At 69.0% G+C, this 11,832-nt stretch carries 11 protein-coding genes and 1 riboswitch; of the genes, 9 read left to right on the top strand and 2 right to left on the bottom strand.

Annotated elements, in window-relative coordinates:
* The 3 genes from ABZ078_RS28995 to ABZ078_RS28985 form a co-directional block, all read left to right on the top strand.
* The coding region (locus ABZ078_RS28995; RefSeq protein WP_356580003.1) for a cbb3-type cytochrome c oxidase subunit I at window positions 1-1,074 on the top strand (1,074 nt) is incomplete at its 5' end.
* Window positions 1,071-1,469: a cytochrome c oxidase subunit 4 gene (locus tag ABZ078_RS28990; RefSeq protein WP_356580001.1), complete on the top strand. Its 399-nt coding sequence runs from the start codon at window positions 1,071-1,073 to the stop codon at window positions 1,467-1,469. The genes ABZ078_RS28995 and ABZ078_RS28990, both read left to right, overlap by 4 nt.
* Before the next feature lie 131 nt (window positions 1,470-1,600).
* On the top strand, window positions 1,601-2,866 hold the full coding sequence (locus ABZ078_RS28985; protein ID WP_356579999.1) for an Ig-like domain-containing protein: 1,266 nt from the start codon (window positions 1,601-1,603) through the stop codon (window positions 2,864-2,866).
* Window positions 2,867-2,898: 32 nt separating this feature from the next.
* Here the strand turns inward: ABZ078_RS28985 and ABZ078_RS28980 are convergent, their stop codons facing one another.
* The gene (locus tag ABZ078_RS28980) at window positions 2,899-3,300 is read right to left on the bottom strand and encodes a hypothetical protein (protein WP_356579997.1); all 402 of its coding nucleotides are present in this window, start codon (window positions 3,298-3,300) and stop codon (window positions 2,899-2,901) included.
* 145 nt (window positions 3,301-3,445) lie between these two features.
* Here ABZ078_RS28980 and ABZ078_RS28975 point away from each other — a divergent pair, with 145 nt between their 5' ends.
* The 6 genes from ABZ078_RS28975 to ABZ078_RS28950 all read left to right on the top strand — a co-directional run bounded on the left by ABZ078_RS28975 (window position 3,446) and on the right by ABZ078_RS28950 (window position 10,589).
* Entirely contained in the window at window positions 3,446-4,066 is a 621-nt protein-coding gene (locus ABZ078_RS28975; protein ID WP_019756799.1) for a cytochrome c oxidase subunit 3, read from the top strand.
* A gap of 81 nt (window positions 4,067-4,147) precedes the next feature.
* Entirely contained in the window at window positions 4,148-4,960 is an 813-nt protein-coding gene (locus tag ABZ078_RS28970) for a c-type cytochrome (RefSeq protein WP_356579995.1), read from the top strand.
* Entirely contained in the window at window positions 4,957-6,006 is a 1,050-nt protein-coding gene (locus ABZ078_RS28965; RefSeq protein ID WP_356579993.1) for a Rieske 2Fe-2S domain-containing protein, read from the top strand. The genes ABZ078_RS28970 and ABZ078_RS28965 overlap by 4 nt, the downstream gene beginning before the upstream one ends.
* A complete protein-coding gene (locus ABZ078_RS28960) occupies window positions 6,003-7,640 on the top strand; it encodes a cytochrome bc complex cytochrome b subunit (protein ID WP_356579991.1) in 1,638 nt (545 codons plus the stop codon). The genes ABZ078_RS28965 and ABZ078_RS28960 overlap by 4 nt, the downstream gene beginning before the upstream one ends.
* Before the next feature lie 141 nt (window positions 7,641-7,781).
* Window positions 7,782-8,846 carry an anthranilate phosphoribosyltransferase gene (gene trpD, locus ABZ078_RS28955; protein WP_356579989.1) on the top strand — a complete coding sequence of 355 codons (1,065 nt, stop codon included), beginning with the start codon at window positions 7,782-7,784 and terminating at the stop codon, window positions 8,844-8,846.
* Between the two features lie 75 nt (window positions 8,847-8,921).
* A riboswitch (SAM riboswitch) is annotated at window positions 8,922-9,038 on the top strand.
* Between the two features lie 168 nt (window positions 9,039-9,206).
* The gene (locus ABZ078_RS28950) at window positions 9,207-10,589 is read left to right on the top strand and encodes an aminotransferase class V-fold PLP-dependent enzyme (RefSeq protein ID WP_356579987.1); all 1,383 of its coding nucleotides are present in this window, start codon (window positions 9,207-9,209) and stop codon (window positions 10,587-10,589) included.
* Here ABZ078_RS28950 and ABZ078_RS28945 read toward each other — a convergent pair.
* Entirely contained in the window at window positions 10,544-11,824 is a 1,281-nt protein-coding gene (locus ABZ078_RS28945; protein WP_356579985.1) for a glycerate kinase, read from the bottom strand. The two genes, ABZ078_RS28950 and ABZ078_RS28945, sit on opposite strands and share 46 nt — an antisense overlap.
* Window positions 11,825-11,832: the final 8 nt, after the last annotated feature.

The raw sequence follows: 11,832 nt of genomic DNA, 5'->3' as shown, positions 1-11,832 counted from the left end.
GTGCTGGTCCTGCTGGCCTTCCCGGTCCTCGCGGCGGCGCTGTTCGCGCTGGAGGCGGACCGCAAGTTCGGCGCGCACATCTTCGACTCGGCCAACGGCGGAGCGCTGCTGTGGCAGCACCTCTTCTGGTTCTTCGGCCATCCGGAGGTGTACATCATCGCGCTGCCGTTCTTCGGCATCATCAGTGAGGTCATCCCGGTCTTCTCCCGCAAGCCGATGTTCGGCTACATGGGTCTGATCGCGGCGACCATCGCGATCGCGGGTCTGTCCGTGACGGTGTGGGCGCACCACATGTACGTCACCGGCGGTGTGCTGCTGCCGTTCTTCGCCTTCATGACGTTCCTCATCGCCGTCCCCACCGGCGTGAAGTTCTTCAACTGGATCGGCACCATGTGGAAGGGCTCACTGTCCTTCGAGACGCCGATGCTGTGGGCGACCGGCTTCCTCATCACCTTCACCTTCGGTGGTCTGACCGGTGTCATCCTGGCCTCGCCGCCGCTGGACTTCCACGTCTCCGACTCGTACTTCGTGGTGGCGCACTTCCACTACGTCGTCTTCGGAACCGTCGTCTTCGCGATGTTCTCCGGCTTCCACTTCTGGTGGCCGAAGATGACCGGCAAGCTGCTCGACGAGCGGCTCGGCAAGATCACGTTCTGGACGCTGTTCATCGGTTTCCACGGCACCTTCCTGGTCCAGCACTGGCTGGGCGCCGAGGGCATGCCGCGCCGGTACGCCGACTACCTGGCGGCCGACGGCTTCACCGCCCTGAACACCATCTCGACGATCAGCTCGTTCGTGCTCGGCGCGTCGATCCTGCCGTTCTTCTACAACGTGTGGAAGACCGCCAAGTACGGCAAGCCGGTCGGCGTCGACGACCCGTGGGGCTACGGCCGCTCGCTGGAGTGGGCGACGTCCTGCCCGCCGCCGCGGCACAACTTCCTCACTCTGCCGCGGATCCGTTCCGAATCCCCGGCGTTCGACCTGCACCACCCTGAGATCGCCGCGCTCGACCAGCTCGAGAACGCCCCTCACGGTGAGAAGGCTCTGGCTGGTGGCAAGGAGGCCGGCAAGTGAAGGTCCAAGGCAGGATGTTCATCTGGCTGAGCGTCTTCATCCTCGCCATGGCGATCGTCTATGGCGTGTGGTCGAAGGAGCCGGCCGGTACCACGGCCCTCTTCCTGGCCTTCGGGCTGGCCATCATGATCGGCTTCTACCTCGGCTTCACGGCCAAGCGGGTCGACACGGGGGCGCAGGACAACAAGGAGGCGGACGTCGCGGACGACGCCGGCGAGGTCGGGTTCTTCAGCCCGCACAGCTGGCAGCCGCTCTCCCTCGGAATCGGTGGCGCTCTCGCCTTCCTGTCGGTCGCGATCGGCTGGTGGCTGATGTACTTCTCGGCGCCGCTGATCCTGATCGGCATCTGGGGCTGGGTCTTCGAGTACTACCGCGGTGAGAACCGCACCCAGTAACACGAGCTGAACCCGTCAGGAGCCCGGACTCTCCGCAAGGAGCGTCCGGGCTCCTGCGTCTGCCGCAACCACGTTCACCCGTACGTGTCACCCGACGCGCCACGGCTGACCTGGCTTCCTAGCGTGAAGCCATGAGCCACACGCCACCGCGCACGAGCGCCGTCATAGGCTGCACCCTCCTGGTCATCGCCCTCGGGGTGGGCGTCACCAGCTGTGGCAGCGACGGCAACCCGCTGTCCGCCGCCCCGTACGACGCGGCGGACCAGATCGCCTTCAACGGCCCTTCGGGCGACGGCGGGAAGGCCGACCCCGACAAGCCCCTGGAGGTCACCACGGAGGACTCCGACGGCCGTATCACGGACGTCACCGCCAGGGACGCCGCAGGACGCTACGTCGCGGGCGAACTCTCCGCCGACGGCACCCGGTGGCACAGCACCTCCCCGCTCGCCGCCAACGCCCGCTACACGGTGCGCGTGAGCACGGAGGACGAGGACGGCGCCCCCGGCCGCAAGGTCCTCACCTTCGACACCAGCAAGCCGACCACCAAGAAGCACCTGACGGTGACGTTCGGCCCGAAGGCGGGCAAGTACGGCGTGGGCCAGCCCGTCACGGCCGAGCTGAACAGGCCCGTCAAGGACAAGAAGCAGCGGGCGACCGTCGAACGGGCCCTGAAGGTCGACTCCACGCCCGCCGTGGAGGGCACCTGGCACTGGGTGGACGACAAGGAACTCCACTACCGCCCCAAGGAGTACTGGCCCACCAACGCCACGATCCGGGCCCGCAGCAACCTCGAGGGCATCAAGATCAGCGACCGTCTCTGGGGCGGCAAGGTCAAGCCCCTGACCTTCACCACGGGCGACCAGGTCATAGCCGTCACCGACGCGGCGTCCCACCAGCTGACGCTCTACCGCAACGGCGAGGCGGTCAGGTCGATCCCCGTCACGACCGGCAAGCCCGGTTTCGAGACCCGCAACGGCGTCAAGGTCGTCCTGGGCAAGGAGTACTTCGTACGCATGCGCGGTACCAGCATCGGCATAGCGGAGGGCTCCGCCGAGTCGTACGACCTGCCGGTCTACTACGCCACCCGCGTCACCTGGAGCGGCGAGTACGTCCACGCCGCCCCCTGGTCGGTCGGCTCCCAGGGCTACGCCAACGTCAGCCACGGCTGCACCGGCATGAGCACCGCCAACGCCGAGTGGTTCTTCGACAACGTCCGCGAGGGCGACATCGTCAAGGTCGTCAACTCGTACGGCACCACCATGGAACCGTTCGGTAACGGCTTCGGCGACTGGAACCTCGACTGGAAGAACTGGCGCAACGGCAGCGCCCTGGTGGGCGGCACCCCCGACGGCCCTAGCCCGGCGGAGAGGGCAAGGCTGCGGCCACAGAGCGTGTGAACGCCCTCAGGGGCCGCACCCCCGCACTTCTCCTAGGCGCTCTGCAGCCTCCGCGTCCGCAACAGGGAAGCCAGCGCCGCCGCGAACTCCACCGGCTCCACAGGCAACGTCACAGCCGCCTCGGCCCGACTCCACGTGGCCAGCCACGCGTCCTGCGGCCGCCCGATCAGCAGCAGCACCGGCGGGCAGTCGAACACCTCGTCCTTGATCTGCCGGCAGACCCCCATGCCCCCCATGGGCACCGCCTCACCATCCAGGACACAGACATCGATCCCGCCCTTGTCCAGCTCCTTGATGACGGCGGCGGGAGTCGCACACTCCACGAACTCCACCACCGGCACGTCCGGAGCGGGCCTGCGCCCCGTGGCGAGCCGCACCTGCTCGCGGGTGTGGGAGTCGTCGCTGTAGACCAGCACCGTGGCGGTCGGCTGCATGCTTCCTCCGAGACGTCAGCGTCGTACGGAAAGATCCGATGCGGCGGATGCTACTCCCTTGAACACCACGTCAACACCGGTACGGAAGGGGAAGACACTCCGAACGGCACCCCCCGGAGTGAGGGCGGGATAAGCGACCGACATAATGTCGGTCGTGGCGACAGCAACGACAGTAGACAAGGGTCACGCGCACCCGTCGGTCAATCGACCGAACCTCACCAGCGTCGGAACCATCATCTGGTTGAGTTCCGAGCTGATGTTCTTCGCGGCCCTCTTCGCGATGTACTTCACCCTGCGATCGGTGACGGGTCCGGACTTCTGGCACGAGAAGGCGGACGCCCTGAACTTCCCGTTCTCGGCGACGAACACCACGATCCTGGTGCTCTCCTCCCTCACCTGCCAGCTCGGCGTCTTCGCCGCCGAGCGCGGTGATGTGAAGAAGCTCCGGGGCTGGTTCATCGTCACCTTCATCATGGGTGCGATCTTCATCGGCGGTCAGGTGTACGAGTACACCGAGCTGGTCAAGCACGAGGGCCTCTCGCTCTCGTCCGACCCGTACGGCTCGGTCTTCTACCTGACCACCGGCTTCCACGGCCTGCATGTGACGGGCGGGCTCATCGCCTTCCTGCTGGTCCTCGGCCGCACCTACGCGGCGAAGAGGTTCACGCACGAGCAGGCGACCGCCGCGATCGTCGTGTCCTACTACTGGCACTTCGTCGATGTCGTCTGGATCGGCCTCTTCGCCACGATCTACATGATCAAGTAGCCGGGCCCGATCCCGCGCGCGTTCCACGTAACGCACCAACCAGAAGCATCGACGCAGAAGATCCTGACACCGGGGTAATCCGTGAAAAAGCTCTCCGCACGACGACGCCATCCGCTGGCGGCGATCGTCGTCCTACTCCTCGCGCTGGCGTGCACGGGGGGGCTGTACGCCGTGTTCGCGCCCGCGGACAAGGCGCAGGCCGAGGAAACCGCCCAGTCCCTCACCATCGAGGAGGGCAAGAAGCTCTACGCCGTCGGCTGCGCCAGCTGCCACGGAACCGGCGGTCAGGGCACCTCCGACGGTCCGAGCCTGGTGGGCGTCGGCGCCGCTGCCGTCGACTTCCAGGTCGCGACGGGCCGTATGCCGGCCGCCACCTCCCAGGGCGCCCAGGTCCCGCGGAAGAAGAACATCTACTCGCAGGCGCAGATCGACCAGCTCGCGGCGTACATCGCCTCGCTGGGCGCCGGCCCGACCGTCCCGACCGAGGAGCAGTACGGCCCCGAGGGCGCGGACATCGCCGAGGGCGGTGAGCTGTTCCGCAACAACTGCGCCCAGTGCCACAACTTCACCGCCAAGGGCGGCGCGCTGACGCACGGCAAGTACGCGCCGACGCTCGAGGGCGTCGACCCGAAGCACATCTACGAGGCCATGCAGACCGGCCCGCAGAACATGCCGTCGTTCCCCGACACCACGCTGTCGGAGCAGAACAAGAAGGACATCATCGCGTACCTGCACGCGGTCAACAGCGATGAGACGGAGAACCCCGGCGGCTTGGAGCTGGGCGGCCTCGGGCCGGTCAGCGAGGGTCTGTTCGGCTGGATCTTCGGCCTCGGCGGCCTGATCGCCGTCGCTGTGTGGGTTGCCGCTCGGACCGCAAAGGCCAAGAAGTCATGAGTAGCCAAGACATTCCAGAAGAGAACCTGCCCGCTGAGCAGGACGCCCACGTCGCGCTCGCGGACGAGAAGGACCCCTTCGCCGACCCCGGTCTGCCGCCCCACGAGCACCGGATCCAGGACATCGACGAGCGGGCCGCCAAGCGGTCCGAGCGCGCGGTCGCCCTGCTGTTCACGGTGTCGATGCTGGCCACCATCGGCTTCATCGCCTCGTTCGTGGCGATCCCGGTCGACAAGTCGGTCTTCATCTTCCCGCTGGGCCACATCAGCGCGCTGAACTTCGCCCTCGGCGTGACGCTGGGCCTCGCGCTGTTCTGCATCGGCGCGGGCGCGGTCCACTGGGCCCGCACCCTGATGTCCGACGTGGAGGTCGCGGACGACCGGCACCCGATCGAGGCGGCGCCCGAGGTCAAGGCCAAGGTCATGGCCGACTTCCGGCAGGGCGCCAAGGAGTCCGCGCTGGGTCGTCGCAAGCTGATCCGCAACACGATGTTCGGCGCGCTGGCCCTGGTCCCCCTCTCCGGCGTCGTGCTGCTGCGTGACCTGGGCCCGCTGCCCGGCACCAAGCTGCGCCACACCCTGTGGTCCAAGGGCAAGCTGCTCGTCAACATGAACACCAACGAGCCGCTGCGTCCCTCGGACGTCGCGGTCGGCTCCCTCACCTTCGCCAAGCCCGAGGGCCTGGAGGAGCACGACCACGACTTCCACAACGAGATCGCCAAGGCCGCCCTGATGATCGTCCGGCTCCAGCCCGGCGACATCAAGGACAAGCGCGAGCTCGAGTGGTCCCACGAGGGCATCGTCGCGTACTCGAAGATCTGCACCCACGTCGGCTGCCCGATCTCCCTGTACGAACAGCAGACGCACCACGTGCTCTGCCCCTGCCACCAGTCCACCTTCGACCTGTCCGACGGTGCCCGAGTGATCTTCGGCCCGGCCGGTCACGCTCTGCCGCAGCTGCGCATCGGCGTGAACGACGAGGGCTACCTCGAGGCGCTCGGCGACTTCGAAGAGCCCGTCGGTCCTGCATTCTGGGAGCGCGGATGAGCACTACAGAGACGACCGAGTCCCGCTCTCGCGGGAAGGCGCCGGCCGGCGAGCGTGTCGCCGACTGGGCCGACGGCCGGCTCGGGATCTACTCCCTGGCCAAGGCCAACATGCGCAAGATCTTCCCCGACCACTGGTCGTTCATGTTGGGTGAGGTCTGCCTCTACAGCTTCATCATCATCATCCTCACGGGTGTGTACCTGACGCTGTTCTTCCACCCGTCGATGAACGAGGTGGAGTACCACGGCAGTTACGTCCCGCTCCAGGGACAGCTGATGAGTGAGGCGTTCAGCTCGACCCTGCACATCTCCTTCGACGTGCGCGGTGGTCTGCTCATCCGGCAGATCCACCACTGGGCCGCGATCATCTTCCTGGCCGGCATGTTCGTCCACATGATGCGCGTGTTCTTCACCGGCGCGTTCCGCAAGCCGCGTGAGGTCAACTGGCTGTTCGGCTTCCTGCTGTTCGTCCTCGGCATGTTCACCGGTTTCACCGGCTACTCGCTCCCGGACGACCTGCTCTCCGGCACCGGTGTCCGCTTCACCCAGGGTGCGATCCTGTCCGTGCCGATCGTCGGCACGTACATCTCGATGTTCCTGTTCGGCGGCGAGTTCCCGGGCACCGACTTCGTGGCCCGGTTCTACTCGATCCACATCCTGCTGCTGCCGGGCATCATGCTCGGTCTCGTGGTGGCCCACCTGATCCTGGTCTTCTACCACAAGCACACGCAGTACGCGGGCCCCGGCAAGACCAACAAGAACGTCGTCGGCATGCCGTTGCTGCCGGTCTACATGGCCAAGGCCGGAGGCTTCTTCTTCCTGGTCTTCGGTGTCATCGCCCTCATCGCCGGCATCGCGTCCGTCAACCCGATCTGGGCCCTGGGCCCGTACCGCCCGGACATGGTGTCGACGGGCGCCCAGCCCGACTGGTACATGGGCTTCGCCGAGGGTCTCGTCCGTGCCATGCCGGGCTGGGAGATCAACTTCTGGGGTCACACGCTGGTCCTGGGCGTCTTCGTCCCGCTGGTCCTCTTCGGTGTCTTCCTCGCCGTGATCGCCCTGTACCCGTTCATCGAGTCCTGGGTCACCGGTGACAAGCGCGAGCACCACCTGCTCGACCGGCCGCGCAACGCCCCGACCCGTACGGCCGTCGGTGTCGCCTGGATCACCGGATACATGATCATGCTGATCGGCGGTGGCAACGACATCGTCGCCACCCACTTCCACCTGTCGATCAACGCGGTCACCTGGTTCGTCCGGATCGGGTTCTTCGCCGGACCGGTGCTCGCGTTCATCATCACCAGGCGGATCTGCCTCGGCCTCCAGCGCCGGGACAAGGACAAGGTGCTGCACGGCCGCGAGTCGGGCATCATCAAGCGCCTGCCGCACGGTGAGTTCATCGAGGTGCACGAGCCGCTCAGCCAGGACGCGCTGTACACCCTCACCGCGCACGAGCAGTACAAGCCGCTCGAGATCGGCCCGACGGTCGACGAGAACGGCGTCGAGCGCAAGGTGAAGGGCTCGCAGAAGCTGCGCGCCAAGCTCAGCAAGTCGTACTTCGGCGAGGACGGTCAGATCCCCAAGCCGACGGTCGAGGAGTACAAGGAGATCACGAGCGGCCACGGCCACCACTGATCGCTGCGCACGCCACGGCAGAAGGGCCCCGTCCGGTCTTCGGACGGGGCCCTTCTCCGTGCCCCGTGGCTGGATAGGGTGGACCTCGTCGAGACTCGTGTCCCGTGGTCCGGGACACCACAACTGACCCAGGAGCGGCTGATGAGCGCTGTGACCCCCGCTGGAGGCGACACCGCGGCGGGCCGTTCCTGGCCCGAGGTGCTGAGCGCCCTGCTCGGCGGACAGGACCTGAGCGCCGGCGACACGGCATGGGCGATGGACCGCTTCATGAGCGGCGAGGCATCGGACGCCCAGATCGCCGGATTCATGGTGGCCCTGCGGGCCAAGGGCGAGACGGTCGAGGAGATCAACGGTCTCGTCGAGGCGATGTACGCCCACGCGCAGCCGCTGGACATCCCCGGACCGGCCGTCGACATCGTCGGCACGGGCGGCGACCGGGCCAAGACGGTCAACATCTCGACCATGTCCGCCATCGTGATCGCGGGCGCCGGCGCGAAGGTCGTCAAGCACGGCAACCGGGCGTCGTCCTCGGCGAGCGGCTCCTCCGACGTGCTGGAGAAGCTCGGCATCAACCTGGACCTGTCGCCGCAGCGGGTGGCGCAGGTGGTGGAGGAGGCCGGCATCACCTTCTGCTTCGCGGCCAAGTTCCACCCCTCCATGCGGTTCGTGGGCGGTGTCCGGCGGGACCTGGGGATCCCGACCTCGTTCAACCTGCTCGGCCCGCTGACCAACCCCGCCCGGGTCACCGCCTCGGCCGTCGGCTGCTTCGACACCCGGATGGCGGGGCTCATCGCCGGTGTACTGGCCGAACGCGGCTCGTCCGCGCTGGTGTTCCGCGGCGACGACGGCCTCGACGAGCTGACCACGACGGCCACCTCGCGGGTGTGGGTGGTCCGCGACGGCAAGGTGACCGAGGAGGCCTTCGACCCGCGTGACGTCGGTATCGAGCTGGTGCCCGTGGAGGCGCTGCGGGGCGCGGACGCGTCGTACAACGCGGAGGTCGCCCGGCGCCTGCTGGACGGTGAGCCGGGGCCGGTGCGGGACGCCGTATTGCTCAACTCGGCGGCGGCGCTGGTGGCGTGGGAGCCGGGGGACGGTCCGCTGACGGAGCGGATCCGTGCCGGGATGGCCAGGGCGGCGGAGTCGATCGACTCGGGCGCGGCGAAGCTGACGCTGGAGCGCTGGGTCGCCGCGAGCAACAAGTAGCGCTCCACGTGGGGATGTCCCGCGATCCGGACACGGGTTGCGGGACATCGATCACTTCACGTACGTTCATGTCCAGGTCATGAGTGACAGTCATGAGGCCCCGGCCGACTGTCCGGCAACCCTCCGTCCGTGGCGGGGTGCCCCGGGTGAAGACCAGGCCGTAGGCAGCGAGGTCTGCGGCAAGCGCGGACCCCTCGATCAGCCAGGGGTCCTGGTCATCGAGGAGCCTTCCGTGAGCAAGCGAATGCGATAGGGCCGCAGAGCCCCGCCTCCGCATCCCCTTTTCCTCTTTTTCCCTTCACCGCGTCGAGCCCTCTCGGTTCCGCGGCGCATCTCACCTGCCTTCACGGGAGTCCAGCCATGTCCGTCTCCACTGTTGCCGCCGACCAGACCGTCTGCGCCCCGCTGCCTGTCCTCGGCCGGGATGTCACCGTCCCGCTCGTCACCGGCGGCGAGGTCACCTACGCCGCGCTCGACTACGCCGCCAGCGCCCCCGCCCTCCAGCGCGTCTGGGACGACGTGGCGGCCTACGCGCCGTACTACGGCAGCGTCCACCGCGGCGCCGGCTACCTCTCGCAGCTCTCCACCGACCTGTTCGAGAACGCCCGCAGGACGGTCGCCGAGTTCCTCGACTGCCGCGACACCGACCAGGTCGTGTTCACCCGGTCCACCACCGACTCGCTCAACCTCCTCGCCGCCGCCCTCCCGGACGGCTGCCAGGTCTTCGTCTTCGAGACCGAGCACCACGCCTCCCTGCTGCCTTGGCGCGACGCCCGCGTCACCTACCTCGACGCGCCCCGCACCCCGCGCCAGGCCGTCGACACCCTGGAGCGCGCCCTCGCCGACCGCACTGTGTCGGCTGAAGGGGGCCACGGCCCGGCCCTGGTCTGCGTCACCGGCGCCTCGAACGTCACCGGCGAGCTGTGGCCCGTACGGGAGCTCGCGGCCGCCGCCCACGCGCACGGCGCCCGGATCGTGCTCGACGCCGCGCAGCTCGCCCCGCACCACCCGGTGAGCGTGCGTGACCTGGACGTCGACTGGGTCGCCTTCTCCGGCCACAAGCTGTACGCCCCGTTCGGCTCCGGCGTCCTGGCCGGCCGCGCCGACTGGCTGCGTGAGGCGGAGCCGTACCTCGCGGGCGGCGGCGCCAGCCGCAAGGTCGCCCGGCGCGAGGACGGGGGAGTCGAGGTGCAGTGGCACGAGAGTGCCGCCCGCCACGAGGCCGGCTCCCCGAACGTCATCGGCGCCTACTCCATCGCCTCCGCCTGCAAGGCCCTCACCGAGGCCGGCTTCGACGACCTGGTCGCCCGTGAGCGGTACCTCATCGAGAAGGTCCGCGCGGGCCTCGCCGAGGTCCCGGAGGTCCGGGTCCTGTCCCTGTTCGGCGACGACGCCCCGCGCGTCGGCGTGATCTCCTTCGTCGTCGCGGGCTGGAACAGCTCGCACTTCGCCGCCGCGCTCTCCGCCGAGTACGGCATCGGTGTCCGCGACGGCCTGTTCTGCGCACACCCCCTCGTCCGCACCCTGCTGGGCAGCGACCCGCAGACGCAGGGCGAGTGCGGCGCTCCCGAGGCGGCCCCGGGCGAGAAGTCCCTCAACGCCATCCGCGTGAGCTTCGGCGCGGGCACGCCGGACGAGCACGTGGAGCGGTTCGTGCGGGCCGTGCGGGAGCTCGTGGCGGACGGGGCGAAGTGGAACTACCGCACGGAGGACGGCCGGTGCGTGCCCGACACGTCGGCGTGAGCGGGCGTCTGCGGCGCCTCGGCCCGGGCGTGCGTCTCCGGCACCTCGGTCTGAGCGTCCGTCTCCGGTGCCCCGCCCGGCAGCGTGAGCGGTAGCCGGGTGCCGAGGACGATCATCCGCAGGGCGCGCTCGGTGGCGTCCGTGAGCAGGTCGCTCGCCCGGTGCAGTGCCTCGGACAGGGCCATCGGCGCGGGCAGGATGCCATGGCAGGCGTCCACGCCGGGCACGTCCTGCGCGCCCTCGCCGAGCGTGCCCGCCAGGGCCAGGACCGGCCGGTCGTAGAGCTTGGCGCGCCGGGCCACCTCGGCCGGGACCTTGCCGCGCGGCGTCTGGTGGTCCAAAGCGCCCTCGGCCGTGATCACCAGGTCGGCGCGGGCCAGGCGGGTGTCCAGGTCGAGGTGGTCCAGCAGCACGTCGAAGCGGGGCAGGAGCTGGGCGCCCAGGGCGGCGAGGCCGGCTCCCAGGCCGCCGGAGGCTCCGGTACCGGCGCCCTGGCGGAGGTCGGTGTCCGGGACGGCGACGTCACGGGTGAGGACGAAGGCCCAGTTCTCCAGGGCGTCCGACAGCTCCTCGACCTGCTCGGGAGTCGCGCCCTTCTGCGGGCCGAAGACCCGGGCCACGCCCCGCTCGCCGCACAGCACGTTGTACGGGTTGCAGGCGACGAGCAGCTCCACGTCCTTCAGGCGGGTGTCGAGGCAGGACGAGTCGATGCGGTGGAGCCGGGACAACTCCCGGCCGCCGAGGCCGAGTTCGAAGCCGTCCTCGTCCAGCAGCCGCGCGCCGAGCGCCTGGAGCGCGCCCGCGCCGCCGTCCGAGGTGCCCGAGTCGCCGCAGCCGACCAGGATCCGCCGTACGCCCTGGTCGAGCGCGGCGAGGATCAGTTCGCCGACGCCGTAGGTGGTGGTGGCGCCGGGGTCGCGCTGGTCGCGCGGGACCAGGGAGAGGCCCGCGACCGCCGCCATCTCGACCACCGCCGTGTCCCCGGAGCCCAGCAGGGCGAAGTGGGCGCCGACGGTCTCCCCGACCGGGCCGGTGGCGGGCACGGTGACGAGCTGGCCCCCGGTCGCGGCGGCCAGGGCGACGGCGGTGCCCTCGCCGCCGTCCACCAGGGGGATGAGGTCGATCTGGGCGTCGGGCAGGACACGGCGTACGCCGGCCGCGATGGCGTCGGCGGCGGCCTCTGCGGAGAGGGACTCCTTGAAACCGCTGGGGGCTACGACGACACGGTTCAGCATGAGAGCTC

This window comes from Streptomyces sp. NPDC006385, from assembly GCF_040612485.1.
Lineage (GTDB): Bacteria > Actinomycetota > Actinomycetes > Streptomycetales > Streptomycetaceae > Streptomyces.
Note: the sequence above shows the minus strand (reverse complement) of the source record. Positions and strands in the feature narration are given on the sequence as shown.

What these genes read in the sequence shown, in the direction of transcription:
- ABZ078_RS28950 (WP_356579987.1), top strand. Translation starts at nt 9,207, where the DNA reads ATGTCCGTCTCCACTGTTGCCGCCGACCAGACCGTCTGCGCCCCGCTG.
- trpD (WP_356579989.1), top strand. Translation starts at nt 7,782, where the DNA reads ATGAGCGCTGTGACCCCCGCTGGAGGCGACACCGCGGCGGGCCGTTCC.
- ABZ078_RS28965 (WP_356579993.1), top strand. Translation starts at nt 4,957, where the DNA reads ATGAGTAGCCAAGACATTCCAGAAGAGAACCTGCCCGCTGAGCAGGAC.
- ABZ078_RS28985 (WP_356579999.1), top strand. Translation starts at nt 1,601, where the DNA reads ATGAGCCACACGCCACCGCGCACGAGCGCCGTCATAGGCTGCACCCTC.
- ABZ078_RS28980 (WP_356579997.1), bottom strand. Translation starts at nt 3,300, where the DNA reads ATGCAGCCGACCGCCACGGTGCTGGTCTACAGCGACGACTCCCACACC.
- ABZ078_RS28960 (WP_356579991.1), top strand. Translation starts at nt 6,003, where the DNA reads ATGAGCACTACAGAGACGACCGAGTCCCGCTCTCGCGGGAAGGCGCCG.
- ABZ078_RS28975 (WP_019756799.1), top strand. Translation starts at nt 3,446, where the DNA reads ATGTCGGTCGTGGCGACAGCAACGACAGTAGACAAGGGTCACGCGCAC.
- ABZ078_RS28945 (WP_356579985.1), bottom strand. Translation starts at nt 11,824, where the DNA reads ATGCTGAACCGTGTCGTCGTAGCCCCCAGCGGTTTCAAGGAGTCCCTC.